Origin of the sequence: Endobacterium cereale, from assembly GCF_009617585.1 — a bacterium.
Lineage (GTDB): Bacteria > Pseudomonadota > Alphaproteobacteria > Rhizobiales > Rhizobiaceae > Neorhizobium > Neorhizobium cereale.
In genome coordinates this window covers 118,707-145,202 of sequence record NZ_WIXI01000045.1, presented here as the reverse complement: position 1 = coordinate 145,202, position 26,496 = coordinate 118,707, and the positions used below count along the sequence as shown (strand labels likewise).

The window sequence follows — 26,496 nt, the reverse complement described above, 5'->3', positions numbered from 1 at the left end:
AAACGTACAGGCCAGCAGGAACGAGCATGTGAGATACAACCGCTTCAAGGCAGCAGATTCTGCTGGATTTCAATCGTCTGTATCGACAGTTGAAGCGCTTTGCGGACTGTCGGACAGGTGTATTTCTCTCGATCGATCAATAAAAGCTCACTCCTTGATCAGTGGCTGGTCTCCGAAATCACCGTCCTGCCACCCATGAAAGCCCATGCACATCCCGTCGCCCTGTGCCATCAGGTCCACGGATTGTGTCACTTCGTCCTCGCATCCAGTCTTTCATCGATATTTTCGCGGGCATGATTGCGAATATCTTCGAACAGGATGAAGCCTGCAGCGTGCTGGAGCCAGAGATCGCGCGCCCGACCTGCCGGTGGCGGGGACGCAAGGTGATGATCCGAAATGGCCACGCCAAACTTTCCTGAATGTTCTTTGATCTGAGTGGTGGGCCAAGTGGATGCGCATTGCCACCCGCTTGAAGCGGCAATATCTACCTTGATAACATCTGCCTAACTCTCCGCTTCCGAGGCGACAAACTCGAGATCCTCATCGGGTTCGATACAGAGGATCAGGCCTATGCCCGCAAGGTCCACCATGATGCCCTCACCGTAATCCGCCCAATCCTCGCGAGGGAAACATTCGGAAAACTCGTCCGTATCGATGGAAAAGACGACAATGCCGTCTCTTCCGCCAAGCCTGACCCGATCGCCGAGCCTCGCCAGTCTGCCGTCCGGATAAAACATCGTCGATCTCCCTGTGGCATCACGATCGTTTCGATCTCGGTCTGTGCTCGCGGCAGGCCGCTTCAAGATCCGCGATTGTCTTTTCATCCGAATGATAGGCCATCAGCACCCGCCATGCTTGCACGTCCTGCGCTTTCATTATTTCGGGCAAGCGCGCCCGTATGCTTTTGTCCTCGGCAAGATGCTCAATGAAAGCATTGGCGACGGCGGTGGTGATGTCACGGTTTGCCGAAGCCATGCAGTCGCGGGCGTGATCCATGATCCGCCTGGCCTTGTCCATCTCGCCGGCTTTCACGACCGTTTCGAAATGCAGATGCAGTTCGATCCATGCCGCCATGGGCGACCATGCGCGCTCCAGGCAATCACGCAGGTCCGGCGCGGCTTCGATGGCCTTGCGGCGCCATGCACTCATGATCGGCTCCGTACCGGATTGCGTCGAGGGCGGTTCGGCAGCGGTTTACGCCGCCTTTTTCATTGCCTGGCGGAATGTCACCCAGAAGCTGAGGCGAACGATGAGGATCTGGATCACGGCAATGACCGCAAAAACGATCACCATGGTCAGGCCGGCGCCGCCCAGTTCGCTCCACAGGCGATCGTCGCCCGACAGGCCGAGAATGGCCAGCGTGGACGAAAGGATGGTGGCGATGACGCCGCACATCACCGAATGGCTCCAGGCGCGGCCGCTCGTCGGTGCTGCCTTTTCGCGCGAAAACCATAGATTGGCCGCCACGCCGCCGGCCGCAAAAACTACGATCAGGCCCATGGCCGGATTGTTGAAGGGCAGGAATGTGACAACAAGAACAAGAAGAACGATCAGTGCCAGAAATGTCGCGGTAAAAATACCCAGTATGAATGGTGTGGAGGCCGGGCGTGCATCTGCATTCTGCATGAAATTTCCCTTCATGGAAAACATTAGAACTCTTGTAACGAACGCAGATGTTGTGATGTTGCTGTCGGATCATCCGCATTGGTAATGGAATTCCAATTTGCAGAAATTTTGTGCACTCGCAATACATGGTCGCGATGTGTTTTACCGCCATGCATCGAACAACGGCAGGCCGATCAGCCCGGCCATGGCGATCAATCCGAAACAGATCCGCCGGAATGTCGTTTCGCTGGCAATACCGAAAAGATGCGAGCCGAGATAAAGCCCCGCCCCATAACCGGGGGCGATGACGGCGGCGAGGAGTACGACTTCAAGCGTCAGGATGCCGCTGACGATATAGGATGTGGCGGAAATCACCGTAGCCAGCGCAAAATAGACGACCAGATTGGCGCGCACCGTCTGCGGCGGGATCGCCCCGCCCAGCCAGTAGGCGACGACGGGCGGGCCGGACATCTGTGCCGCACCACCGAACAGCCCGGCCAGCCAGCCGACCCCAATCGTCAGCGGCACTTTTGGGCGGCCATGGTATCGCCAGCCGGACATCAGGAAGGCGAGCAAAAGCAGAACCACGATGGAAATGATCCAGCGCAAGGTGATCGGCGAGGCCAGCGCCAGAAGGGCAGTGCCGAGCGGCACGCCGAAAAGCGCGCCGATCAACATCGTGCCGACTTCGCGACGATTGGCCCTCTTCCAGCCTGCCGGCACCATGCCGAGCGTCATCGTGCCGTCGATCAGAAGCAGCAGCGCCGAGGCGATTTTCGGGCTCATCGCGGCACCGGCGAGCGGCACAAAGATCAGCGCGCCGCCAAAGCCGGAAAAACCGCGTGCAAGGCCTGCAACCGTGGCGGCGGCAAAAACGAAGGCGACCTGCGACCAGTTCTGACCGGGCAGCCAGGCATTGAGCGTGTCGAGAAGGTTTTCGAGGGACATGGTGGGCGGGTCGCTGCGGTGGGGGAAGGTGCAGAAGGTGGCGGGATTTTGGGGAGGCTGTCAAGCCGCAACCGGTCCGTTAATGCGGCTGGCCGTACCAGGGATGATCTGCCGTCGGCAGGTATGGCCAGTCCGTCGGTTTTTTTCGGCATTGAGCGTTTTGCCGCTTTCACTTCGTCGGTGGTCAGGAAGATGCCAAAGAGGTCGTTTCCGCCATTCAGCGCATAAAGCTGCGTGCCCGTATCCTTCAACTGATCGTTGACGATCTTGAAGAGCACGCAAGTGGCAATGCCCCAGCTCTGGTATTCGTCGTTGGGCATCTCGGGGCCATAGATCGGATAATTCGTGCCGGCGACCCTCACCGAATAGCGGGGCGCATCCGGATCGATGATCTCGGACAGATCGGCAGGCGATTGCACATAACTCTGCAGCTGCCGGCGAATTTTGCCATAGGCCTCGGCAATGCCGGTCTCAGCAAGTTCCTCCGCATCGAGATGAATGGCCCGACCGTAGTCGAGCCCCGTCACCGGTCCGGCGGCGGCAAAGACGGGCAGGAGGCCAACGAAAAGGCGGCGGAGGACGGCGGTTATCATGTGGCGGGTTTCCGGGATGAGGGTGGACGGGCAGCGGGCTTGACTGCGAGGTGCTCCAGGTGGCGGACTTTTTGGCGATGTGTCAAACGGCGGGTTTTGATGGGGATCGCTACAAATTGTGTATTGCTGCGGCTGTCGAAGGTTGTGCCATTCGTCCCCGAAAAATACCCTAAATGCGAGGTCCGATGCAAAAATCAGGCGTCGGTCATTGTCGTGGACGCAAATCGCTCCAATCTCCCGCGCAGCGGCGGTTAAGTTCGCCTTGCCCTGGAGATTGCATGTTGTCCGTATCCCGCGTCCTGTTCGCCGCCTCTTGTCTTTTTGCTCCACTGGCCGCCATCGCGCAGGAGCACCCTGCCGCTATTGAGCCCGCGACCGTCACGGATTGCGAAAGCTTCTTGAAGAGTTGGGGTTTTTTCATCGAGTTGACGAAGGGCGGCAAGATTGAGCCAATCGATGGCGGCTGCCATGGTACACATCTGTACTTTGTCTTAAATCCGAGCATGCGCTGGCTTTTCGAAGACATGCGTGTCACCGGGACGGACCTGTTCCTGTCCGCAACGGAGAATCGCCTGCCGGACGCGTTGGAGGCGACAGCAACAGGCATGCGTTTTTCGCAAACTGTCTCTTCTCCAAATCTCTCCTATCAACTGCGCGCCCTGCAGCGAACCAACGATATCCATCTGTCCTATCGGTGGGATCGACATAGCCGTGATCTGCTGCTGCACGATTTTAGTTGGGTCAACCGGCAATTCGGTTCGTTTTCCCTGAGCGGTGCAATGTCAAATCTCAGCGAGTTGCCGCCGCTTAAGGGAAAACGTGCGCAAGGCAGTGATCAGGCGACGATCAAAAATGTCTCTGCTCGCCTCGAAAGCCATGGGTTGTTCGAGATTCTGGTCGTACAGGCTCTCATCTCGAAACTGCCTTGGGATGAGGAGCCGCAGCCTTTGGTTGAGCGATATCAGCTGTCTGCCAAGGCCTCCATCGATGCATTGCCGGAAGCTGTTGCCAGTGCAGATAGCAAGGCTGCACTGAAAACATTTGTCGCGAGCTTTCCACATCCGGCGGGTCTTTATGAATTGAATGCCGAAACCCAGCCGCAAGTGAGCATCGCCGAACTTGCAAAAGCCAAGGATCCGGCGGCGCTGATGGAGCTTTTCAACCGGATCAGGATTTCGGTAACCCACAAGCGGCCGCAGGAATAACTCGTCAGGGTTCGGGTCAGTTCACCCCACGCCGGTAAAACCGCGTATCCACCTTCATGAACAGAAACGCTTCCGGCAGCTCCGCCTTCTCCACCTGCACAAAGCCGTGCTTTTCATAAAACCGGTGTGCGGCCAGGAATTTTTCGGTCGTGCCGAGAAAGATTTCACTTAGGCCCGCCGCTTGGGCATGGGTAAATAGCCGCTCCAGCAATTTTGCCGCCGTCCCATGTTCACGACCGCGCGCTTCCGCCGCCACGAACATCTTGCGCAGCGTGGCTTGATCATTGCCGATGTCTTTCAAGCCGATGGTGCCGACGATGACGCCATCCTGTTCCGCCACCCAGAACCCGCCTTTGCCGGTCTGGTAGAAGTCGGGAATGACGGCGAGGTCCGGCTGGTCTTGCGCCGTGATGGAAAAGCCGAATTCTTCGCGCTGGATCGGCAGGATGACGGAAACGACACCGTCCGCATCCCGTGGTTCGTAAGGGCGGACGGTGATCTCGCTCATCAAGAAATCCTCAGGCCTTGGTGCCGCCGACAGTGATCTGATCCATGCGCAGATGCGGCTGGCCGACGCCGACCGGCACCCACTGGCCGCCCTTGCCGCAATTGCCGACGCCGGTATCGAGCTTGCTGTCGTTGCCGACCATGGAAATGCGCTTCATCGCATCCGGGCCATTGCCGATCAGCATGGCGCCCTTGACCGGCGCGCCGAGCTTGCCGTTTTCGATCATGTAGGCCTCGGTGCAGCCGAACACGAATTTGCCCGAGGTGATATCCACCTGACCACCGCCGAATGACACGGCATAGATGCCCTTCTTGACCGACGCGATGATCTCTTCCGGGGTTTTGTCGCCTGACAGCATGTAGGTATTGGTCATGCGCGGCATCGGAATATGGGCATAACCCTGACGACGGCCGTTGCCGGTCGGCTTCATGCCCATCAGGCGTGCGTTCTGGCGGTCCTGCATGTAACCGACCAGACGGCCGTTTTCGATCAGCACGTTATAGGCGGATGGCGTGCCTTCGTCATCGACGGTGATCGAGCCGCGACGGTTGTCGATCGTGCCGTCATCGACGACGGTGACGCCGGGCGCGGCCACCATCTCGCCAAGCAGACCGGCGAAAGCCGAGGTTTTCTTGCGGTTGAAATCGCCTTCCAGACCGTGGCCGACAGCCTCATGCAGCATCACGCCCGGCCAGCCATTGCCAAGCACGATATCCATCGTGCCGGCCGGCGCATCGATCGCCTCGAGGTTGACCAGCGCCTGACGCAGCGCATCGTCGGCACCGCTCTTCCAGTTGCCTTCGCGTACGAACTCGCCAAAACCGACGCGACCACCAGTGCCAAATGAACCGCTTTCCTGCCGATCGCCTTCACCGACGACAACGGAAATGTTGATGCGGGTCATCGGGCGCACGTCCTGCACGCGGTGGCCATCGGCGCGCAGAATATCGACCACCTGCCAGGAAGCGGCGATCGAGGCGGAGACCTGCCGCACCTTCGGGTCCTTGTCGCGCAGATAGGCGTCGATTTCGGCCAGCAGCTTTGCCTTGGCCTCAAAGCTCGGTTCGCCGATCGGGTTTTCGTCGCCGTAATATTTCTTGTTGGTCCGCTGCGGGGCAGCCGCGTAGGAGCCGGAATAACCGGAGGTGACGGCGCGCACGGCATCCGCCGCACGCTTCAGCGCCGCTTCCGACATGTCGCCCGAATGGGCATAACCGACGGCTTCACCGGCCACGGCGCGCAGGCCAAAACCCTGATCGGTATTGAATGAACCACCTTTCAGTCGACCATTGTCGAAGGCCAGCGATTCCGCCTGCGCATGTTCGAGGTAAAGCTCGCCATCATCGGCGCCGGAAAGAGACTGCGACAGGATCTCGCGCAATCTGGTTTCATCGACGTCGAACAGGTTGAGAAGGTCGGTGTTCATGCATGCTCCTTGGCGGCTTGTCGCGCCTTCCGGTTCGGATGAGGGGCAAATCGCTGCGTCCAAACCGAAATATATCAGGAATCCGATGTAGGACCGTCATCGAACTGACGCAAGCCTTGCCTTGGATTCCCGTCGGTCGGCAAGGCGCACAACCCCCTCCGCAGTCATCCTCGTCCGCCGTGGTCATCCTCACCCACCGTGGTCATCCTCGGGCTTGACCCGAGGATCCATGCGGCACCCATGGAGGGCCTGGTTGTGGATCCTCGGGTCAAGCCCGAGGATGACCAGGAGAGGGAAACGAGCATGACTACGGAGAGCGAGGAAGCCGGAGAGAGAGGAGGCCGGAGGAAGAGGAGGCCGGAGAGAGAGGAAGCCGGAGGAAGAGGAGGGCGATGATGATGAGAATGATGGCGGAGAGCGGGGAGGCGGATGCCCAAGGAGAACGAATTGAGGATGACGAAGCAGCGTTTCATCGCAGAGCAAGCCTCAAGCCTCAAGCCTCAAGCCTCAAGCCTCAAGCCTCAAGCCTTACCCTTGCGCCACCACCATCTGCGCCGCACGCGCCCGCAAATGCGCCTGCACCACGTCCGGCATGCCATCCTTCGGAAACGTGTCGAACACGGTCGTATCGGTGAAGACCATGAAGGCGGCCGGCAGTTCCCAGATCTCGGTCACATCGCGCCACAGCATCTGGCCTTCGCCGATATCCGAAACCACGGCAATACCATCGGCATCCACCGTCACATCCGCCGTGCGGCGGTTGCGCTTCAGCGTGCGGGTGATCAGCATGCGCCGGAAAATGAGAACGCAGATGAAGGGGGCGATGGCGAGCAAAATCAGCACGGCGGCAAACACGTCATTGCCGCCCGCTCCAAAAAGATAGACGGAAAACGCCGCCATCAGCGCCGCCATCACCCACATCATCCGCTGTTCGGCAAAGGCCCGCCGCTGGATGAAGGCGCGAACGGCGTCTTTCAGGACGCCGTCGTCATAGGTGAGGGTAAAGCGCTGGGTCTCGAAAGAGGCCATCAGGGCAGGGCGTCGTAGCCGGGGCCAAAGCCGGTCAGTTCGATCGGAATACCGACGCGGTCCTGATCGACGCTTTCACGCAAAGCGAACACGGCGCTCTTGCCAGCGCGCAGAATGCGCATCAGCTCGTCGTCGATCTCCACCTCGACATAACAGCCCTCGTTGAAGCAACGGGTAAAGTAGGCCCGGCCGATATTGTTGTTGTCGACGTAAAGCTCCATGCCGTCCTTCAGGAGCACGCCGAGCGGCGCGAGGATGCGGAGAATTTTTGACTTGTTGTCGGCGGTCTTCAGCACGACGACGGACAGGCCCACTTCCGGGCGGTCATCGGCGATGACGTTCTGCATCAATGCACATTGTTCGGTAGCGGCACCCGCCGGCTTGTCGCAGAGGACGGACCATGCGCCGTGGCTGCCGCGCACGTTTCCGGGCTGCTGCGGCGTGGTGGCCTCGGCCCGCGGCTGCTTTTCGTTCGAGGTCGGCGGTGCCAGCTGCGCGGATGCCGAAAAGGCAAAGCCGGTGGCAAGCACTGCGACGCAGGCGGACAGAAGACGGTGGCGGATTAGGCGAAGCGCCATGAAAACCTCAAGATATCGAATCACGGCGTCATTGTCGTCGCCGAACCCAGGAATGAAAAGCCTCACAGCCTCTTTCCAGCCGAGTGCGGCGAAAGTGGGACTGCGGGCTTCAAGCGGACCGTGCCTGCTCTACCGGGGATAGGCCGTTGCCGCAAGGGTTTGAAACTGCGCGCAAAGATTGTGTGTGGGCGGGCTAAAATGCCGCAGTGCAGGGCAGGAGCGCATATTGCGACAAACCGCAAATTATGATTGAACCGAGGTGTGTAGCAGGGAAAACTGCATTGAGATTTGAGCCGGATCAAAATGTAAGGGAGGTGCATGATGATTTCTAGGGCTTTTGCGGGGGTCGGTGCGCTGATCTGTCTGCCCTTGGCGACCGTGGCCGTCGCCGACCAACCAAAACCCTGGCAACTGGATCTCCAGGAGCCGGTGACGCCGATCATGCATCAGATCAAGTGGTTCAATCACTACTCGCTCTGGTTTATCGTGCCGATCACGCTGTTCGTGCTGGCGCTGCTGATCGTCGTGGCGGTGAAATTTCACGCCGCGAAAAATCCGGTTGCCTCGCGCACCAGTCACAATACCGCGATCGAAATCGTCTGGACCGTCGCTCCGGTGCTGATCCTGCTGTTTCTCGCCATTCCCTCGTTCAATCTTTTGAACGCGCAGCTGACGATTCCGCAAAATCCGGACATCACGCTCAAGGCAACGGCCACCCAGTGGCAGTGGAATTATGAATATGAAGGCGGCGACAATCCGCTCGCCTTCGACAGCTACATGCTGAAGGAACCCGATCGTGCGGCAGCCGGCAAGGAAGACATGAAAGTCTATCCACGCCTTCTCGCCGTCGACAATGAAGTGGTGCTGCCGGTTAATAAGACCGTTCGCGTATTGGTGACGGCGGCGCCGACCGATGTCATCCACGCCTTTGCCATGCCCGCCTTCGGCGTCAAGATCGACGCCGTTCCCGGCCGCCTGAACGAAACATGGTTCAAACCTGAAAAGGAAGGCCTTTATTACGGCCAGTGTTCCGAGCTTTGCGGCAAGGACCACGCCTTCATGCCGATCGCCATCCGCGTCGTGTCGCAAGACAAATACGACACCTGGAAGGCTGCCGCCGCGGGAGATCTTCCCGGCGCCAACAAGGCATTGATGGCCGCAACCGATGTGACCGATGCATCCGTTGCAGTGGCTTCGAAGTAAGGGGAGGGACAATCATGGCCGGACATAACGATCATTCACATGATCACGCGCATTCTGATCATGGGCACGCTCATGATCATGGGCATTCGCACGACGATCACCCACATCATCATCACAAGCCGTCCTTCTTCACGCGCTGGTTCCTGTCGACCAACCACAAGGATATCGGCACGCTCTACCTGATCTTCGCGATCATGGCGGGCATTATCGGCGGCCTGATGTCGGTCGCCATGCGTATGGAGCTGCAGGAACCGGGCATCCAGATCTTTCACGGTCTGGCGGCGATGGTTTACGGTTTCGAAGGCGATGCCGCACTCGATGGCGGCAAGCACATGTTCAACGTGTTTACGACAGCGCACGCGCTGATCATGATCTTCTTCATGGTCATGCCGGCGATGATCGGCGGTTTCGCCAACTGGATGATCCCGATCATGATCGGTGCGCCGGACATGGCGTTCCCGCGTCTCAACAACATCTCGTTCTGGCTGATCGTGCCGGCCTTCCTTCTCTTGATGCTGTCGATGTTCGTCGAAGGCCCGGCAGGCGCTTATGGCGCAGGCGGCGGCTGGACCATGTATCCGCCGCTCGCAAGTTCCGGCCAGCCGGGACCGGCGGTCGATCTGGCGATCTTTGCGCTGCACGTGGCCGGTGCCTCGTCCATTCTGGGTGCCATCAACTTCATCACCACGATCTTGAACATGCGCGCACCGGGCATGACCATCCACAAGATGCCGCTGTTCGCATGGGCCGTTCTGGTCACGGCCTTCCTGCTGCTTCTGTCGCTGCCGGTTCTGGCGGGTGGCATCACCATGCTTCTGACCGACCGCAACTTTGGCACCAGCTTCTTTTCGCCGGAAGGCGGCGGTGATCCGATCCTTTACCAGCACCTGTTCTGGTTCTTTGGTCATCCGGAAGTCTATATCCTGATCCTGCCCGGTTTCGGCATTATCAGCCACATCATCTCCACCTTCTCCAAGAAGCCGGTTTTCGGTTATCTCGGCATGGCCTATGCCATGGTGGCGATCGGTGCGGTCGGCTTCATCGTCTGGGCCCACCACATGTATACGGTCGGCCTGTCACTGGATGCGCAGCGTTACTTCGTGTTCGCCACGATGGTTATCGCCGTGCCGACAGGGGTCAAAATCTTCTCGTGGATCGCGACGATGTGGGGTGGCTCGATCACCTTCGCGACGCCGATGGTCTGGGCGATCGGCTTCATCTTCCTGTTCACCGTCGGTGGCGTTACCGGCGTGCAGCTGGCCAATGCCGGCCTCGACCGCTCGCTGCACGATACCTATTACGTCGTCGCGCACTTCCATTACGTGCTGTCGCTCGGCGCCGTCTTCGCAATCTTCGCGGGCTGGTATTACTGGTTCCCGAAAATGACCGGCTACATGTATAACGAGTTCGTCGGAAAACTGCATTTCTGGGTGATGTTCATCGGTGTGAACCTTGTGTTCTTCCCGCAGCATTTCCTCGGTCTTGCTGGCATGCCGCGTCGTTATATCGACTACCCGGATGCGTTCGCAGGCTGGAACTATGTCTCCTCCGTCGGCTCCTACATTTCATTTGTGGGTGTACTGATCTTCCTCTTCGGCGTATGGGAAGCCTTCGCAAGGAAGCGCGTCGCGGGTGATAACCCGTGGGGAGAGGGCGCAACCACGCTGGAATGGCAGCTGTCTTCACCGCCGCCGGTCCACCAGTGGGAACAGCTGCCGCGCATCAGGTAAGCACACGACAATAAATGGGGGGAGGCAGCGCAGTGATTGCGCCGCCTTCGCCATACGATACGAGAACAGGACCACCGCATGACAGTCATTCAGGATCACGACACATTCGGCACCGAACAGGGCTCTGGCCTGTCGGAAGCCAATGCGCGCGATTTTTTCGAACTCCTGAAGCCGCGCGTCATGTCGCTGGTCGTGTTCACCGGTTTTGTCGGCATGGTTCTGGCACCGGGCCATATCAACCCGATCCTCGGCGCCATCGCCATTCTCTGTATCGCCGTCGGTGCTGGAGCATCCGGCGCCCTCAACATGTGGTATGACGCCGATATCGACAAGGTGATGACCCGCACCGCCAAACGCCCGATCCCGGATGGCCGCGTGCAGCCGCGCGAAGCCTTGGCTTTCGGCTTGACGCTGTCGGTGTTTTCCGTTGTGATCCTTGGCCTTGCCGTCAACTGGTTTGCCGCCGGACTTCTGGCCTTCACCATCTTCTTCTACGCCGTCGTCTACACGATGTGGCTGAAGCGCTCGACGCCGCAGAACATCGTTATCGGCGGTGCGGCCGGCGCATTCCCGCCCATGCTGGGCTGGGCCTGCGTCACCGGCGGCATCTCGCTCGACAGCACCATCCTGTTCATGATCACCTTCCTGTGGACCCCGCCGCATTTTTGGGCGCTCGCCCTCTTCAAGATGCGTGATTACGGTTCTGTCGGCATTCCGATGATGCCGAATGTCGTTGGCGAACGTTCCACCAAGCGCCAGATGTTCGTCTATACGCTGCTGACCATGGCGGTCGCGGTGGCACCGGCCTTCACCGGTCTTGCCAGCATCGGCTACGGCATCTTTGCCTTCGTGCTGAGCGCCATCTTCACCTTCTACTCCATCCTCGTGCTGCGCATGCCGGATGGCGATGAAAAGATGGTGCCGGCGAAAAAGATGTTCTTCTATTCCATCTTCTATCTGTTCGCCGTTTTCAGCGCGCTTCTGGCCGATCACTGGCTGGCCGGCGTCTGGGGTATGTTGGGAGTGAATGGATGATCGAAACGGTCAAGGTCACCGAGGCCCAGAAGAAATCCAGGCGAGGGCGCAATGTGGCGCTCGGTCTGGTTCTCGCCGGGCTGGTGGTGCTGTTCTATATCGTCACGCTGATCAAGATCGGTGGCGCCGCAAACTGACGGGAGGCAGGATTGACGGAGGAGACAGGGAGGAGAGAGCCGGGTTCGCCATCTGATGGCGGGGTTTCGGCTGGCCTGAAAACGCCCGCAAAGCGTATGAGCAATGGCTCGATCATGGCCTCCTGCTTCATCTTTGCCTTTGGCATGGTCGGTGCGGCCTATGCATCCGTGCCGCTTTACCGGCTGTTCTGCCAGGTGACCGGCTATAACGGCACCACCCAGCGCGTCGAACAATATTCCACCCGCATTCTCGACCAGACAATCCGTGTCACCTTCGACGCCAACACATCGAACGGTCTCAACTGGGATTTTCGCCCGGTCGATCGTTCGATCGAGCCAAGGCTCGGCGAGACGGTTCAGATTTCCTACAAGGCGACCAATCGTTCACCCTATGAGGTGACGGGCACGGCCGTGTTCAACGTCACGCCGATGGAAGCAGGCGCCTATTTCAACAAGGTGCAATGTTTCTGCTTTACCGAAACGACGCTGAAGCCGGGTGAAACGCTGGACATGCCGGTGGTCTTCTTTGTCGATCCGGATCTGGCGACCGCCGAAGAGACAAAACATATTCGCACGATCACGCTGTCCTACACATTCTATCCGAGCACGCCGGCGGCAAAGCCCGTTGCGGCACTGCCGGAGAAGAACGTGACGGACGGCAAGAAACTGTAAGAGGGTCCGCTTTCGGGCGGTTAGAGGTTCAGGTCAGGGGAGTGACGACATGGCCGATACGCATCAGAAGAATCACGATTACCATATCATAGACCCGAGCCCCTGGCCGTTTCTGGCCTCGATCGGCGCCTTTGTCCTCACCTTTGGCGGCGTCGGTTACATGCGGTATCTGCATGGCAGCGAGTTCAAGCTTTTTGGACTGAATTTTGCCACGCCATGGCTGTTCTTTATCGGCCTCGCCATCGTTCTTTACACCATGGTCGGCTGGTGGGCGGATACGATCAAGGAAGGCCGCGAAGGTCATCATACCCGCGTCGTGTCGCTGCATCTTCGTTACGGCATGATCATGTTCATCGCTTCGGAAGTGATGTTCTTCGTGGCGTGGTTCTGGGCTTTCTTCGACGCCAGCCTTTACCCGCATGAAGCCATTCAGGCCTCGCGTCTGGAATTCACCGGCGGGCAATGGCCACCCAAGGGCATCGAGGTTTTGGATCCCTGGCACCTGCCGATCTACAACACCGTCATCCTGCTGCTTTCCGGCACCTGCGTCACCTGGGCGCACCACGCGCTTCTGCATGGCGACCGCAAGGGCCTGATCAACGGTCTGGCATTGACCGTGCTGCTAGGCGTGCTGTTCTCCTTCGTGCAGGCTTACGAATACGCGCACGCGCCGTTCGACTTCAAGAATTCGATCTATGGCGCGACCTTCTTCATGTCGACCGGCTTCCACGGTTTCCATGTTTTTGTCGGCACAATCTTCCTTCTGGTCTGCCTCGTCCGCGCCATCCGCGGCGGGTTTACCCCGGAAAAACATTTCGGCTTCGAAGCGGCTGCCTGGTACTGGCACTTCGTCGACGTCGTCTGGCTGTTCCTGTTCTTCGCAATCTATATCTGGGGCGATTGGGGCGCGCCGCTGGCGCATTAGCCGGCTGGTGAAGACCGAACAGGAAACAGGGAAGGCGGGTGTTGGGAGGCGCCCGCCTTTTCTCTTTTTGACGAGTTTGTTGGGACAACATGGCTGGACGCATCATCGCTGGACGCATCATCGCGCCGGGTGACATGATTTGCGCCTCAGCAATTCGACATAGAACCCGCCATGACGATCCATCATTTCTACAGCACCGATTACGAACAGAGGACCGGCGGCTGGATCTATAACCGTCACCTGATCGATTGGCTCGACCGCAATCTGGGCGGTGTGCGTGAGATGACGGTGCCGATGTGTTTCCCGACGCCCGATGTGGCGGCGCTGGGAGAGATCGCGACGTTGTTCGATGGCATCGAGCCGGGCTCGGTTCTGGTGATGGACCACATCTACGGCTGCATGCTTTTGCCGATCCTGCGCAACCGAACATTCACATTGGTGCTGATCTATCATCACTCGATGACGGAAGAGCGGGGCGCGGGGGATGCCGTCACGCGGGGCGACACCACCGAACAATCCGCACTGCAACTGGCCGACGCCATCATCGTCACCTCGGATGAAAGCCGCGATTACGTCACCGGCCATTACGGCATCGACGAGCGAAAAATCATCACCGGCAGACCGGGTAACGACCCCGCACCGCAAAGTCCAATCCATGATGGCGGCCCATGGCGCATGCTGTCCGTCGGTGCCGTCATTCCTCGCAAACGTTACGAGTTTCTGGTCGAGGTTTTGGCCAAGGTTGAGCGATCCGACTGGTCCCTCACCATCGCCGGTAATACCGAGCGTTACCCCGATTACGTTGCGTCACTGCAAGATCTCATCAAGGCCCGCAGCCTCGCCAGCCACATCACGCTCGCGGGCGAACTGACCGCACCGGCATTAAACGCGCTCTGGGCCAAGACACACCTCTACATCGCCTCGTCCCTCTACGAAGGGTATGGCATGGCGATATCCGAAGCGATCTGCCGCGGCGTGCCCGTCATCTCCACGCCCTCCGGCGCGGTCGCCAGCTGGGCGGGGCAAGCAGCAACGCTGGTCGATGCCAATGATGTTAGCGAAATGGCGCGGCAGATCACGACTGTCCTGGACGATCAGGCCACCTATGAAGCGGCGCGAGAAAAGGCCGTACGTTTTGCGGATGCGCTGCCATCGTGGGAGGCAAATATGGCGCCGGTGGGGGAGGCGTGGAGGCGGTTGGTGTGAGCCATGATCATAGCAACCCGTTAGCACACTTGACTGGGGGACAAGTGGTCGTCGGTGTGCGCCGTTGATAATCCTGCCCACCCCGCCATCCGCCCGCCTTTTTCCTCTGAAATCGGTCTCCTTACCCGAGCCCGAAACAGGAGAGATGTCACGCATGCACCGGCCCTTCCACTGGCTTGCCCTGGCACTGCTCGTCTTCTTCTCAGCGGGCACCGCCGCCGCCCAATCCGTCTCCCATGTGCTGGTCAACAAGTCCGAGCGCCGCATGCAGATCATGGATGGCGAGACGGTGGTCAAAACCTATTCCATTGCGCTGGGTGGTTCGCCTGAAGGCCACAAGCAGAAGGAAGGCGATGAGCGCACGCCCGAAGGCACGTATACGCTCGATTGGCGCAATCCCGGCAGCGGTTATCACCGCTCCATCCATGTCTCCTATCCCAACGAAGCCGACACGGCACGCGCGGCCGCAGCCGGGGAAGATCCCGGCGGCATGATCATGATCCATGGCCAACGCAATTATCTCGGCTGGCTTTCGCCGCTTACCCAGTGGTTCGACTGGACCAATGGCTGTATCGCCGTTTCCAATGCGGAAATGGACGAGATCTGGGATCTCGTGAAAAACGGCACGCCCATCGAGATCAGGCCGTGATAGAACCTCCTCGGGAAGAGGAGAGCGGAATGAGCGAGCAGGTCAATGGTTCTGTTGTGAACGCGCAGGCGCAGGCAGGTCTGTCCCGCGCATCGTCGCGTGGCCGCACCACCCTTACCGCCAGCCTCGTTCTCGTCTGTCTCGCCATCCTTCTTTCGCTCGGCACATGGCAGGTGGAGCGCCTGCATTGGAAGGAAGGGCTGATCGCAAAGATCGCCGAGCGCCGGGATGCGACGCCTGTACAATTGACCGATATCGAGGCCGCGCAGGCGACGGGCGGCGACATCGAGTTTCTCCGCGTAACAATCTCCGGCACTTTCGATCATACGAAGGAACGGCATTTTTTCGCCACCCATCAGGGCCAGACCGGCTTTTATGTCTATACGCCGCTGACGCTGGAGGATGGCCGCACACTGCTCGTCAACCGCGGTTTCATTCCATACGAGCTGAAGGAACCGGCGAAACGCGAACAAGGACAGGTCATAGGCGAGGTGACGCTCACCGGTTATGCCCGCGCAAAACTTGGCAAAAAACCGTCATCGCTGGTGCCGGATAACGATCTTCCCAAAAACATCTTTTACTGGAAAGACATCGCCGCGATGACGACGAGTGCCGGGCTCGATCCGGCCCGCGTTCTGCCCTTCTTCGTTGATGTGGATGCGAGGTTAAAAAATCCGGGCGGCTTTCCGGTGGGTGGCGTCACGCAGTTCGATCTGCCCAACAATCACCTGCAATATGCCGTTACATGGTACGGGCTGGCGCTTGCACTGGCCGGTGTCGTCGCGGCCATGTGGTTGAAGCGCCGCCGCACATAGTCGCTATGAGCTTGCGTTTTGCCAGTTCCGGCAAATTTTGTTTGGCGCATTTGGTGCGTCTCGCCTATATGAGACCGCAAGAGGCCCTCTATCGCGGCTTGGCCCTTTAGGCCCGCCCCTTCGTGTGGAACGGAATGAATATTCAGGTGACTGAACAGGCCGATGCCCGGCCAATTGACGCAAAACCCGAACTGACGATCCGCCTGTGCGGCCCGCGTGGTTTCTGCGCCGGTGTCGATCGCGCCATCCAGATCGTCGTTCTGGCGCTGAAGGCCTATGGCGCGCCGGTCTATGTCCGCCACGAGATCGTTCATAACCGTTATGTCGTCGAAGGCCTGGAAGCCAAGGGCGCGATCTTTGTCGAGGAATTGAACGAGATTCCCGCCGAACATCGCCAGCAGCCGGTCGTCTTTTCCGCCCATGGCGTACCGAAATCGGTGCCGGAAGACGCACAGTCGCGCAATCTCTTTTATCTCGATGCCACATGCCCGCTGGTGTCCAAGGTTCACAAGCAGGCGATGCGTCATCAGCGTCTTGGCCGCCATGTCATCCTCATCGGCCATGCCGGCCACCCGGAAGTGATCGGCACGATGGGGCAATTGCCGGAGGGGACTGTCTCGCTGGTCGAAACCATCGCGGATGCCGATGTCTATGTGCCGATCGACCCGGACAATCTCGGTTACGTGACCCAGACGACCCTGTCGGTGGATGATACGGCCGGTGTGATCGCCCGTCTTCAGGAGCGGTTTCCGAACCTGACGGCGCCGTCGGCTGACAGTATCTGTTATGCCACCACCAACCGCCAGGAAGCGGTGAAGCAGGCGGCGGATGGCTGCGACCTGTTCATCACCGTCGGTGCGCCGAATTCCTCCAATTCCAAGCGGCTGGTCGAGGTTGCGCTCAGGGCAGGGGCCAAACGCTCCATGCTGGTGCAGCGCGCCTCCGAACTGAACTGGGACGAGATCGGCACCATCCGCACGCTCGGCATCTCCGCCGGTGCATCGGCCCCGGAAGTGATCGTCGACGAAATCATCGAGGCTTTTCGCGCCCGGTTCGATGCAAAGGTGGAGCTGGCTATCACCACGGAAGAGACCGAAAATTTCCTTGTTAATCGCGAACTGCGCGAAGTGCCGCTGACTCAGGAAGATATGGCCTGGGTGAACGGCGAACGGCCGCTTTCGGTGTGAGGCGGCTGTCCTGCAAGTGCTTGCGCATCTTGCGGATAGGTCCCTTTGCCCGGATATCTGGTTATACGGCCAGATATCCGGTGGCGTTCATCACCAAACGGATTAAAAAATCCCGGCAGACGATTCTGCCCTTAACGCGACACCCTGAGAGTTTCCCTTGGCCGTCTATACTGACATCACCGAAATCGACCTGAAGCAGTTCCTCAGCCAATATGACGTCGGCGAGCTGACCTCTTACAAGGGCATTGCCGAGGGTGTCGAAAACACCAATTTCCTGCTGCACACGACAAAGGATCCGCTGATCCTGACGCTCTATGAAAAGCGCGTCGAAAAATCCGACCTGCCGTTTTTCCTAGGGCTGATGCAGCATCTGGCCGATCGTGGCCTCAACTGCCCTTTGCCTTTGCCGCGTAACGACGGCGAATTGCTGGGCGAACTGTCGGGCCGTCCGGCGGCGCTGATTTCCTTCCTTGAAGGCATGTGGCTGCGCAAGCCGGAAGCAAAACATTGCCGTGAAGTCGGTGCGGCGCTGGCAAAGATGCACATTGCCGGAGAAGGTTTCGAGATCAAGCGGCCGAATGCGCTGTCACTGGAAGGCTGGGTGTCGCTCTGGCAGAAATCCGCTGACCGTGCGGATGAAGTCGAGACCGGATTGCAGGACGAGATTGCCGGCGAACTGGATTTCCTCACCACCCACTGGCCGAAAAACCTGCCCGCTGGCGTCATCCATGCCGATCTGTTTCAGGACAATGTGTTTTTCCTCGGCGACACGCTGTCGGGCCTGATCGATTTCTATTTCGCCTGCAACGACATGCTGGCTTATGACGTGTCGATCTGCCTCAACGCCTGGTGTTTCGAGAAGGACGGCGCCTACAATGTCACCAAGGGCAAGGCGCTTTTGGAAGGATACCAATCTGTGCGGCCACTCAGTGCAGATGAACTTGCCGCCCTGCCTGTCCTTGCACGCGGTTCGGCACTGCGGTTTTTCCTCACCCGGCTTTACGACTGGCTGACGACGCCGGAAGGTGCGCTGGTGGTGAAAAAGGATCCGCTCGAGTATCTGAAGAAATTGCGTTTCCATGCGCATGTGGAAAGCGTTGCGGATTATGGCATTTCGGGAGAGCCGGCATGAAACAGGTCGAGATTTTCACCGACGGCGCCTGCTCGGGCAATCCCGGCCCCGGCGGCTGGGGCGCCATTCTGCGGTATGGCGAAACCACCAAGGAACTGAACGGCGGCGAGGCGGAAACCACCAATAACCGCATGGAGCTTCTGGCGGCGATTTCGGCGCTGGATGCGCTGAAAAGCGAATGCGAGGTCGATCTTTATACCGACAGCAAATATGTCATGGACGGTATTTCGAAATGGATCTTTGGCTGGAAAAAGAACGGCTGGAAAACCGCCGACAAGAAGCCGGTCAAGAATGGTGAACTGTGGCAGCGGCTCGATGTCGCCAACCAGCGTCACAAGGTGAAATGGCACTGGGTCAAGGGCCATGCCGGCCATCCGGAAAACGAACGTGCCGATGAACTGGCGCGTCTGGGCATGGCGCCGTTCAAGAAATCCACATTCGGCCGTTCGCTGCTCGTCAAGTAACCACAAAAAAACATCGGCCCGGGGAATGCAGCCGGGCCGATGTTATGCGGGACGTTACGGTTTCGGCGTGTCGTCCCACCTCCTCCCGTATCCCGGCATTCAAATCCTCTTGCGCAAAGCCATGCAGCGGCTTTACGCCTGTGGAATGTTTGCCTGCGCGCACCCCATCGATGCGCGCAGGCACCCGGCCTTCGCCGCTTCGGTCGGCCATTGCAGCACCCTGCGCCAGCGGGCGCGGAAAGCCGCTCTAACAGCCTAGAGCCGGGCATCGTCCTTTCCGAAAACCGGGACCGGTTTCCGGGCGATACGCTACGGCGTGATCGCCACCTTCAACACGCCGTCACGCTGATTGGCGAAGAGGTCATAAGCCTCCTCGATCTGATCGAGCTTGAAGCGGTGGGTGACGAGACCGGACAGGTCGACGCGGCCGGAAGAAATGACATCCTGCATGCGGCGCATGCGTTCCTTGCCGCCGGGGCAAAGGGTGGTGCGGATGGATTTGTCGCCGAGCCCCGCGGAAAAGGCGTCGAGCGGAATGGTAAGGTCCGAGGAATAGACGCCGAGGCTGGAAAGCACGCCGCCCGGCCGCAGCACCCGCAAGGCTGCCTCGAAGGTGGTCTGGGTGCCGAGCGCCTCGATCGCCACATCGACGCCGCGCCCGTCGGTAATGCGCATGATCGCATCCACCGGGTTTTCCGCCCGGTAATCCACCACCACATCGGCGCCCATGCGTCTGGCCATGTCCAGCCGCGCCGGAAATGTGTCGACGGCAATGATTTTCGTCGCGCCCATCAGTTTTGCGCCGGCCGTGGCGCAGAGCCCGATCGGGCCTTGCGCGAAGACCGCCACGCAGTCACCGATCCTGATCTGCCCCGTTTCGGCGCCGGACAGGCCGGTGGACATGATGTCCGGGCACATCAGCACCTGTTCATCGGTGACGCCCTCATCGATCGGCGCCAGATTGGCCATGGCATCCGGCACGCAGAGATATTCGGCCTGCGCGCCATCGATCGTGTTGCCGAACCGCCAGCCGCCCATCGCCTTGAAACCGTGTTTGGTGCCCGCGCCATCCTGCGCGCCACAGCCGCACAGGCAGGCCGTGCTCCAGCCGGAGGGCGTGATCGCACCGGCAATCACCCGCTGACCTTCTTTCAGCCCCTTCACACCGGAGCCGAGCTTTTCGATGATGCCGACCGGCTCGTGGCCGATGGTCAGGCCCTTGGCGACGGGGTATTCGCCCTTCAGGATATGGACATCGGTGCCGCAGATGGTGGTGGTGGTGATCCTGATCAGCGCATCGAGCGGGCCGATCTCCGGAATAGGCTTCTCATCAAGGACGATGCGTCCTTTCTCGACGAATATCGCCGCCTTCATCTTCTGAGCCATGCCGAGTCCTCCCTCTCGTATGTCTTGTCGATGGCCCAGAGTGGACAGGGATGGAGAGCGGCTCAAGGTTGCATTTTGTCGCAGGTTACCGCTAAATTTCGCCTATAGGTGACAATCGTCAATTCCGTCGACATGCGGAAAGGCCGGCGGTTTGCCCACCGGCCTTTCGATTTTTGATCTTGCGTTTCCTGTCAGCGATGGTGGCGGAACGGGCGACCATGGCCGCGATAATAACGCGGGCCGTGGTGGCGATGGCGGTTGCTCATGGCGGCACCACCAATCACACCGGCTGCAAGGCCCAGCACGCCGAGCGCGATGGCCGCATCGGCGGCGCTGTTGTCATTGACGCGGCCGACCAGTTCGTCACCTGCGGCAGGACGGGCACGCTGGCGCACCTGCGCTGGGCGGGGTTTCGGCTGGGCGGCAAGCCAGCTCTGGTAAGGCTGTTCGGAATCCGTGCGCAGTCGTGCCAGCTGGTCATAGGACAGGTAACCGGTGGTCGGCGCATCGACAAAACCCTGCCATTGCATGATCGCGCTGCGGCTTTTTGCGCCCAATGCGCCATCGGCGCCCCCGGTTGAAAAACCGAGCGAGGTCAGGCGGCCCTGAACCTCGCGACGGGTGGCCTTCTGGCCCAGAAGCACCGCTTCGGTTTCCGGCGTGCCGAGCTGGAAGGCGGGCATCGGCGGCGCGGCCATCTCGACCGGTGCTGATACTGCCTCGACGACCGGTGTTTCGCTGGCGGCCAGCTTGACGATGCGCGCCTTGGCAATGGCTGCGAATTTTCCGGCCGGATAGGCGGTGAGATAGCTATTATATTCATCGACCGTATTACCGCTGGAGGCGGCCTGCCACAGGGCAAATTCCTGCTCCCAGCCATCGTTGGCGGCGGGCGCAGCGGCAGGGGCGGCAACCGTCGCGGCTATGGATGTGGCGGGAGCAACGGGTGTCGCCATTTCAGCCGCAGCAGGTGCCGAAGGTGTTTGCGGCGCAGCTGCTGCGCTTGCGGCCGCCGGTGCCTGGCTTTCAGCCGGCGTTTGCGCCGCCGTGACCGGAGCCGGAGCCGTGCTGTCGGTTGACGCTGGAACAGGTGCCACCGGTGGTGTCTGTGCGAAAACCTGACCGGTGACCAGCGAGAAGCTGACCACGCTTGCCATCAGGAATTTTGCGCGATGTATCTTGCCCATAACCCTATACCCTTATGGATGATGATCGATATGTCTGGAAAAAGCGGCACCTCCAGCCCGAAGGCGGCCGCCGAAGAGGAATGGCTGATCAGTCGCCGATCACGCCGTAGTAACCGTTGAGGTCGAGGCCGCAGGCAGAAATCGGCAGGCCCTTCATGTAGAGGCCGCTGTCCGGCGTCTGCCGCAGGACGAGGTGGATGCCTTTGCGGATTTCACCGTAAAGCCCTTCCGGCGCCGGCTGCAGCCGACCGGAAATCACGCAGCGCTTCTTGGCATAATCCATCCTGTCGGCGACCACGATCGCTACCTGAGCGCGATCGGTAATCTCGATGGCGCATTGCACGCGGTCATCATTGGCGCATCGGCCGGAATAATCGCCTGAAAGGTCGGTCGCATGCGCCACCGGAGCGCAGAAAAGAAGGGCAGCAAGCCCACTGATGCCATAACGCATTCACATCGCTTTCGAAATTCCGAAATTGCCGATGCCCCGGTTTAGCCATAATCGCCTTAAAGACGCCATAATGTACGCGGTAAACGCGCATTGAAGTGTTCTGGGTATATCTCCCCTCGCAGCGATATCATTCGGTGCGATCCCTTACAGACGCATGTTTTCGCACCTATCTATCCTGCACATAATCGTTGGGAGAGTTACACATGATCCTGCATACAGTTCTCATCCGCTTCAAATCCTCGGTTTCCGCGGAGGATAAAAAGGCGATCTTCGAAGCGATCGTTTCGCTGAAGGAAAAGCTGTCCGGCATCACCGAGGTCAAATACGGACCAAATGTCTCGCCGGAAGGGCTCGGCGGCGGTTTTGCCGATGCGCTGGTGGTGACATTTGAAAACGTCGAAGCACGCGATGCCTATCTCGTCCATGCCGATCATGTCGTGGTCGGCGAAAAGATCGTGGCGTCGGCCGAGGGCGGGCTGGCGGGGCTGCTGGTATTCGATCTGGAGATATGAAAAAGGGCGCCGTGAGCGCCCTTTGCCGTGTCGAGGAAAACCAGCCTTACAGCCGTTCCAGCATCGCCTGCGCGCTGGAAACGGTGGCCTGGCCGGGGCTTTCCTCGATGTCGAGCGATTTGACCACGCCGTCTTCCACCAGCATCGAATAACGCTTGGAGCGCACGCCGAGGCCACCGCCGGACAGGTCGATGTCGAGGCCGATCGCCTTGGTGAAGGCAGCGTCGAAATCGGCGAGGAAGTGGATCTTTCCGAGTCCGCCCGACTGTTGCGCCCAGGCGCCCATCACATGCCAGTCGTTGACGGCCACGACGGCGATGTCATCAATACCCTTGGCGACAAGCGCCTCGTGGTTTTCGAGATAACCCGGCAGGTGGTTGAGCGTGCAGGTGGGCGTGAAAGCACCTGGCACTGCAAACAGCACGACACGCTTGCCGGCAAACAGGTCCTGGGTGTTGACCTCGACCGGACCATCCGCCGTTTTTTCCTTGAAGGTTGCCTGCGGCAGCTTTTGGCCAATCGCAATCGTCATGCACGTCTCCTCATACCAGGCATGTCGCGCAAAAATGCCCAGCGGTTTTGCGAAAACGACATGCCAAAACAACAACCTAAAGCGCTGGAAGCAATCCCGAGGATCGCGACAAGCTTTGCCCCATTCCTGACAATCGTCAGGTTGGGCGACTATAGGTGGCGTAGGGATCAAGGCAAGGGGGAGAGCCGGATCAAAAGAGGTATCGCCGTCAATCGAAGGCCAGCGACGTCTCCATTGCGCGCGTGCCGGCAATCACCAGAATGTCCCAGCGTTTGCCCTTCATGTCATATTTGACCGGCAGTTTTTCGATCGGCATCTCGACCAGATAACTGTCGCCGTCACGCGTGCCGGATTGCTCGTCGAACAGGACATAACCCTCAGGTCCCGTCACCAGAACCTGCGGTTTGCTTTTTGTGTCCTGCGGCAGGCGCAGCGCCAGTTTCAGCACCTTGTCGGCATTGGTCAGCGAATAGTGGGTGACGGCGAAATCCATCGAAGGCGGATCGGGCAGGAAGGCGCCGGCCTTCTGCAGGATCATGAATTCCTCCGGCGGCGTCATGTCTTCCGGCTTGAGGTTCAAAACGAAATCCGCCTGGAAGGGAATGCAGATATCGCGACACAGGCCGATGAAGCCCGACAGCGTGACCGGCTTCGGCTCTTTCGGATCGCTCACCGTCAGATCGAAGGGCAGCGTCACCGGTTTGTCGTAACCGATGTCCAGAAGCTTGCCGTCGCCGACCCGTTTGGGCACGGGATAGGACAATTCTTCGATGGTTGCCGCACCGCCTTCGGCCACCGACAGTTTTGGCGGAATGCCGGCTTCACCGGGTTCGCGCCAATAGGTGATCCAGCCGGGTTTTGGCTCGATTTCCAGCCCGCCGCGCACATGCCCGCTGGCATCAGGCGGCAGCGTGACAATGCGCATGCGCCCGCCTTCGTTCTGCGCCCAGGGCGTGGTTTCGGCCACGGCGAGGCAGGGCAGGCACAACGCGGCGCCAAGACAAAGACCGGCGGTAACAAGGACAGCGGCCAATGGCCGGACACGATGATCGGTATCAGAATAGGGCAGGGTGATGCGCATGTTTAGGCAAGTATTGCATCTCTCCGGCATGAGCCAGTCAACAACCGAAAAAACGTAATCATTTTCGGTTGATTGACAGAGGGACGTGCCCCATGTTGCTCTTGGGGGAACGCAAACCGAGGCTGTTCGCCGGCACAGCCGGTTGGCAGCAGGCTGGAGGCACGATGGCATTTTCCACCCTTGCAGACAAACGTGAACGCGGCTTTCTCGATGGCCAGTTCCTGATTGCCATGCCGGGCATGGAGGATGGGAATTTTGCCCGTTCGGTCGTGTATATCTGCGCGCATTCGGCGGATGGCGCCATGGGCTTCATCATCAACCGTTCGCAGCAGATTTCCTTTGTCGATGTGCTGCTGCATCTGAAGATGCTGGACGAGCACGACGCCATTCTTCTGCCGGAAAAGACCCGTTCTTTCCCGATCCTCTCGGGTGGACCGGTGGAGACGGGACGCGGCTTCGTGCTGCATTCGGACGATTTCACCGGCGATAGCAGCATTCCGATCAGCGACGACATCTCGCTCACCGCAACGCTCGACGTGGTCAGAGCGATCAGCGAGGATCGCGGCCCGTCTCGCGCCACGATGATGCTCGGTTACGCCGGCTGGGGTGCCGGTCAGCTGGAAGCGGAAATCGCCGGCAATGGCTGGCTCAATTGCCCGGCAACCGAGGACATGATCTTCGACCATTGCCTTGAGGACAAATACGAGCGTGCGCTCGCCACCATGGGCATCAGTGCCGCCATGCTGTCCACCGATGCCGGGCATGCCTGAAATCGACGGTTGATTTTTAAAGTCCCGTTTTGCAACGCGGAACAAAAGCCAAAGCAGTTCGTTCTTTCTGCAGACACGATGCAAAGAATAAAGCATCGGTAACCAAGGAGAACGACAATGGGAAGCACCTCGGACAAAATGGCCGGTAAGGGTAACGAAGTCGCCGGCAAGGTTAAGCAGGCTGCTGGCAATGTAACCGACAACGATTCCCTGCGCGCCAAGGGCGCCGCACAGGAAGCCAAGGGCCATGCACAGCAGGCCAAGGGCAAGGCCAAGGAAGGCCTGAAGGACATCGTCGACCGCGCCTGATCGCGACCGACGCGTATAGAGTTTCGAAAACCTGTTTCGGTATCCGCCGGGGCAGGTTTTCTGTATCCGCCTTTCCTTCTCTCCATTTCCGGAAAATCCCATGCGTCTTTTCGACTGTGATCACTGCGGCCAGCCGATCCATTTCGACAATCGCGCTTGCGTCAATTGCGGCCACCGTCTCGGTTTCGTGCCCGAGCAACTGAGCATGCATGCGCTGACGGAAGATATGGAGGAGGGAGGCTGGCAACTGGTTTCCGATCCGCTCACCCGTGTGATGTTCTGCACCAATGCGGATAACGACATCTGCAACTGGACGGTGCCGGCCGGTAGCGGTGAGACGTTTTGCCAGGCCTGCCGTCACAACCGGCTCGTGCCGGACGCTTCGACCGAAGAAGGCTTGCTGCAATGGCGGCGTATCAGCCAGGCGCAACGGCACCTGTTCTATTCGCTTTTGAAATGGAACCTGCCGCGCACGACCCGAACGGAAGATCCCGACGGCGGATTGGTGTTCGATTTTCTGGTCGATGAATTGCAGCCGGACGGCACGGTGGTGGCGCCGCTGACCGGCCACGAGGACGGACTGATCGCCATCCGTGCGGCGGAGGCCGACGATGCCACCCGCGAAAAGATCAGGGTCGCGATGGACGAACCCTATCGCACCATGCTCGGCCATTTCCGCCACGAGGTGGGCCATTACATGTGGGACAAGCTGGTGCGCGACCGCGAGCGGCTGGACCCGTTCCGCCTCGCTTTCGGCGATGAACGGCAGGATTATTCGGAAGCCCTGAAGCGCAATTACGAGCAAGGCCCGCCGGCCAACTGGCAGGAGGATTTCATCAGCACCTATGCCAGCTCCCACCCCTGGGAGGATTTTGCCGAAAGCTTCGCCCATTACCTGCATATCGTCGACACGCTGGAAACGGCACGCGCGTTCGGCATGGTGGTGGAACCGCGCGGCCACGAGGAAATGGCAGCGGAAGTGGCGTTCAATCCCTATTTCGCGCAGGATGCCGAACAGCTGGTATCGGCCTGGATTCCGTTCAGCGTGGCGCTCAACGCCTTGCACCGCTCACTGGGCGTGCCGGATCTCTATCCGTTCATTCTGGGGCCGACCGTGGTGGCCAAGCTGGAATTCATCCACGGGCTGGTGCATCAGCGGCATTGAGCGCTGGTCGCCACGCGCGACTGCCGGGCGTGAGCCCGGCCGATCCAGCCTCCCGT

At 59.5% G+C, this 26,496-nt stretch carries 32 protein-coding genes; 17 read left to right on the top strand and 15 right to left on the bottom strand.

What is annotated here, in order from left to right:
- Positions 1 to 248 precede the first annotated feature (248 nt).
- The 6 genes from GAO09_RS29670 to GAO09_RS30095 all read right to left on the bottom strand — a co-directional run bounded on the left by GAO09_RS29670 (position 249) and on the right by GAO09_RS30095 (position 3,146).
- Entirely contained in the window at positions 249 to 404 is a 156-nt protein-coding gene (locus tag GAO09_RS29670; protein WP_209018733.1) for a hypothetical protein, read from the bottom strand.
- Between the two features lie 99 nt (positions 405 to 503).
- Positions 504 to 737 (bottom strand): hypothetical protein, encoded by a 234-nt coding sequence (locus GAO09_RS16115; RefSeq protein WP_153355034.1) that lies wholly within the window; start codon positions 735 to 737, stop codon positions 504 to 506.
- A 19-nt stretch (positions 738 to 756) separates the two neighbouring features.
- Positions 757 to 1,149 carry a DUF7674 family protein gene (locus GAO09_RS16110; protein WP_153355033.1) on the bottom strand — a complete coding sequence of 131 codons (393 nt, stop codon included), beginning with the start codon at positions 1,147 to 1,149 and terminating at the stop codon, positions 757 to 759.
- Between the two features lie 45 nt (positions 1,150 to 1,194).
- On the bottom strand, positions 1,195 to 1,626 hold the full coding sequence (locus GAO09_RS16105) for an ABZJ_00895 family protein (RefSeq protein WP_153355032.1): 432 nt from the start codon (positions 1,624 to 1,626) through the stop codon (positions 1,195 to 1,197).
- Positions 1,627 to 1,767: 141 nt separating this feature from the next.
- Positions 1,768 to 2,514, bottom strand: coding sequence for a sulfite exporter TauE/SafE family protein (locus GAO09_RS16100; RefSeq protein ID WP_324185449.1), 747 nt, complete (start codon positions 2,512 to 2,514; stop codon positions 1,768 to 1,770).
- A complete protein-coding gene (locus GAO09_RS30095) occupies positions 2,418 to 3,146 on the bottom strand; it encodes a hypothetical protein (protein WP_235938206.1) in 729 nt (242 codons plus the stop codon). Before GAO09_RS30095 ends, GAO09_RS16100 begins: the two co-directional genes overlap by 97 nt.
- 281 nt (positions 3,147 to 3,427) lie before the next feature.
- Here GAO09_RS30095 and GAO09_RS16095 point away from each other — a divergent pair, with 281 nt between their 5' ends.
- Positions 3,428 to 4,351, top strand: a complete 924-nt coding sequence (locus GAO09_RS16095; protein WP_153355030.1) for a hypothetical protein — start codon at positions 3,428 to 3,430, stop codon at positions 4,349 to 4,351.
- 16 nt (positions 4,352 to 4,367) lie between these two features.
- Here GAO09_RS16095 and GAO09_RS16090 read toward each other — a convergent pair whose 3' ends face one another.
- From GAO09_RS16090 to GAO09_RS16075, 4 genes are all read right to left on the bottom strand, one after another.
- Positions 4,368 to 4,859, bottom strand: a complete 492-nt coding sequence (locus tag GAO09_RS16090) for a GNAT family N-acetyltransferase (protein WP_153355029.1) — start codon at positions 4,857 to 4,859, stop codon at positions 4,368 to 4,370.
- Positions 4,860 to 4,869: 10 nt separating this feature from the next.
- Complete coding sequence (gene tldD, locus GAO09_RS16085) at positions 4,870 to 6,285, bottom strand: metalloprotease TldD (protein WP_153355028.1); 1,416 nt, start codon at positions 6,283 to 6,285, stop codon at positions 4,870 to 4,872.
- A gap of 528 nt (positions 6,286 to 6,813) precedes the next feature.
- A complete protein-coding gene (locus tag GAO09_RS16080; protein WP_153355027.1) occupies positions 6,814 to 7,314 on the bottom strand; it encodes a YcxB family protein in 501 nt (166 codons plus the stop codon).
- Positions 7,314 to 7,892: an invasion associated locus B family protein gene (locus GAO09_RS16075; protein WP_153355026.1), complete on the bottom strand. Its 579-nt coding sequence runs from the start codon at positions 7,890 to 7,892 to the stop codon at positions 7,314 to 7,316. Before GAO09_RS16075 ends, GAO09_RS16080 begins: the two co-directional genes overlap by 1 nt.
- A gap of 321 nt (positions 7,893 to 8,213) precedes the next feature.
- Here GAO09_RS16075 and coxB point away from each other — a divergent pair, with 321 nt between their 5' ends.
- The 12 genes from coxB (at position 8,214) to rnhA (ending at position 19,047) form a co-directional block, all read left to right on the top strand.
- A complete protein-coding gene (coxB, locus tag GAO09_RS16070) occupies positions 8,214 to 9,095 on the top strand; it encodes a cytochrome c oxidase subunit II (protein WP_153355218.1) in 882 nt (293 codons plus the stop codon).
- Positions 9,096 to 9,109: 14 nt separating this feature from the next.
- The gene (ctaD, locus tag GAO09_RS16065) at positions 9,110 to 10,825 is read left to right on the top strand and encodes a cytochrome c oxidase subunit I (RefSeq protein ID WP_153355025.1); all 1,716 of its coding nucleotides are present in this window, start codon (positions 9,110 to 9,112) and stop codon (positions 10,823 to 10,825) included.
- 78 nt (positions 10,826 to 10,903) lie between these two features.
- Positions 10,904 to 11,860, top strand: a complete 957-nt coding sequence (cyoE, locus tag GAO09_RS16060; RefSeq protein ID WP_153355024.1) for a heme o synthase — start codon at positions 10,904 to 10,906, stop codon at positions 11,858 to 11,860.
- Complete coding sequence (locus tag GAO09_RS16055) at positions 11,857 to 11,997, top strand: hypothetical protein (protein WP_153355023.1); 141 nt, start codon at positions 11,857 to 11,859, stop codon at positions 11,995 to 11,997. The genes cyoE and GAO09_RS16055 overlap by 4 nt, the downstream gene beginning before the upstream one ends.
- A 96-nt stretch (positions 11,998 to 12,093) precedes the next feature.
- Positions 12,094 to 12,669 (top strand): cytochrome c oxidase assembly protein, encoded by a 576-nt coding sequence (locus GAO09_RS16050; protein WP_153355217.1) that lies wholly within the window; start codon positions 12,094 to 12,096, stop codon positions 12,667 to 12,669.
- Positions 12,670 to 12,718: 49 nt separating this feature from the next.
- The gene (locus GAO09_RS16045; RefSeq protein ID WP_153355022.1) at positions 12,719 to 13,594 is read left to right on the top strand and encodes a cytochrome c oxidase subunit 3; all 876 of its coding nucleotides are present in this window, start codon (positions 12,719 to 12,721) and stop codon (positions 13,592 to 13,594) included.
- A gap of 171 nt (positions 13,595 to 13,765) precedes the next feature.
- Positions 13,766 to 14,800, top strand: coding sequence for a glycosyltransferase family 4 protein (locus GAO09_RS16040; RefSeq protein WP_153355021.1), 1,035 nt, complete (start codon positions 13,766 to 13,768; stop codon positions 14,798 to 14,800).
- Positions 14,801 to 14,954: 154 nt separating this feature from the next.
- A complete protein-coding gene (locus GAO09_RS16035) occupies positions 14,955 to 15,449 on the top strand; it encodes a L,D-transpeptidase family protein (protein ID WP_153355020.1) in 495 nt (164 codons plus the stop codon).
- A gap of 29 nt (positions 15,450 to 15,478) precedes the next feature.
- Positions 15,479 to 16,264 carry an SURF1 family protein gene (locus GAO09_RS16030; RefSeq protein WP_153355019.1) on the top strand — a complete coding sequence of 262 codons (786 nt, stop codon included), beginning with the start codon at positions 15,479 to 15,481 and terminating at the stop codon, positions 16,262 to 16,264.
- Positions 16,265 to 16,398: 134 nt separating this feature from the next.
- Positions 16,399 to 17,451 (top strand): 4-hydroxy-3-methylbut-2-enyl diphosphate reductase, encoded by a 1,053-nt coding sequence (gene ispH, locus GAO09_RS16025; protein WP_153355018.1) that lies wholly within the window; start codon positions 16,399 to 16,401, stop codon positions 17,449 to 17,451.
- Positions 17,452 to 17,608: 157 nt separating this feature from the next.
- Positions 17,609 to 18,583 (top strand): homoserine kinase, encoded by a 975-nt coding sequence (locus GAO09_RS16020; RefSeq protein WP_153355017.1) that lies wholly within the window; start codon positions 17,609 to 17,611, stop codon positions 18,581 to 18,583.
- Positions 18,580 to 19,047, top strand: coding sequence for a ribonuclease HI (rnhA, locus tag GAO09_RS16015; protein WP_153355016.1), 468 nt, complete (start codon positions 18,580 to 18,582; stop codon positions 19,045 to 19,047). Before GAO09_RS16020 ends, rnhA begins: the two co-directional genes overlap by 4 nt.
- Positions 19,048 to 19,356: 309 nt before the next feature.
- Here the strand turns inward: rnhA and GAO09_RS16010 are convergent, their stop codons facing one another.
- The 3 genes from GAO09_RS16010 to GAO09_RS16000 form a co-directional block, all read right to left on the bottom strand.
- Positions 19,357 to 20,433, bottom strand: a complete 1,077-nt coding sequence (locus GAO09_RS16010) for an NAD(P)-dependent alcohol dehydrogenase (RefSeq protein ID WP_153355015.1) — start codon at positions 20,431 to 20,433, stop codon at positions 19,357 to 19,359.
- A 191-nt stretch (positions 20,434 to 20,624) separates the two neighbouring features.
- Positions 20,625 to 21,620 (bottom strand): peptidoglycan-binding domain-containing protein, encoded by a 996-nt coding sequence (locus GAO09_RS16005; protein WP_153355014.1) that lies wholly within the window; start codon positions 21,618 to 21,620, stop codon positions 20,625 to 20,627.
- Positions 21,621 to 21,708: 88 nt separating this feature from the next.
- The gene (locus GAO09_RS16000; protein ID WP_153355013.1) at positions 21,709 to 22,071 is read right to left on the bottom strand and encodes a hypothetical protein; all 363 of its coding nucleotides are present in this window, start codon (positions 22,069 to 22,071) and stop codon (positions 21,709 to 21,711) included.
- A 203-nt stretch (positions 22,072 to 22,274) separates the two neighbouring features.
- Here GAO09_RS16000 and GAO09_RS15995 point away from each other — a divergent pair, with 203 nt between their 5' ends.
- Positions 22,275 to 22,583, top strand: coding sequence for a Dabb family protein (locus GAO09_RS15995; RefSeq protein WP_153355012.1), 309 nt, complete (start codon positions 22,275 to 22,277; stop codon positions 22,581 to 22,583).
- A 46-nt stretch (positions 22,584 to 22,629) separates the two neighbouring features.
- Here the strand turns inward: GAO09_RS15995 and GAO09_RS15990 are convergent, their stop codons facing one another.
- Positions 22,630 to 23,115, bottom strand: coding sequence for a peroxiredoxin (locus tag GAO09_RS15990; RefSeq protein WP_153355011.1), 486 nt, complete (start codon positions 23,113 to 23,115; stop codon positions 22,630 to 22,632).
- A 208-nt stretch (positions 23,116 to 23,323) separates the two neighbouring features.
- Positions 23,324 to 24,196, bottom strand: coding sequence for a protein-disulfide reductase DsbD domain-containing protein (locus GAO09_RS15985; protein WP_153355010.1), 873 nt, complete (start codon positions 24,194 to 24,196; stop codon positions 23,324 to 23,326).
- A 164-nt stretch (positions 24,197 to 24,360) separates the two neighbouring features.
- Here GAO09_RS15985 and GAO09_RS15980 point away from each other — a divergent pair, with 164 nt between their 5' ends.
- The 3 genes from GAO09_RS15980 (at position 24,361) to GAO09_RS15970 (ending at position 26,440) form a co-directional block, all read left to right on the top strand.
- Entirely contained in the window at positions 24,361 to 24,966 is a 606-nt protein-coding gene (locus tag GAO09_RS15980) for a YqgE/AlgH family protein (RefSeq protein WP_153355009.1), read from the top strand.
- A gap of 117 nt (positions 24,967 to 25,083) precedes the next feature.
- Positions 25,084 to 25,275 (top strand): CsbD family protein, encoded by a 192-nt coding sequence (locus GAO09_RS15975; RefSeq protein WP_153355008.1) that lies wholly within the window; start codon positions 25,084 to 25,086, stop codon positions 25,273 to 25,275.
- 100 nt (positions 25,276 to 25,375) lie between these two features.
- On the top strand, positions 25,376 to 26,440 hold the full coding sequence (locus GAO09_RS15970) for a zinc-binding metallopeptidase family protein (RefSeq protein ID WP_153355007.1): 1,065 nt from the start codon (positions 25,376 to 25,378) through the stop codon (positions 26,438 to 26,440).
- Positions 26,441 to 26,496: the final 56 nt, after the last annotated feature.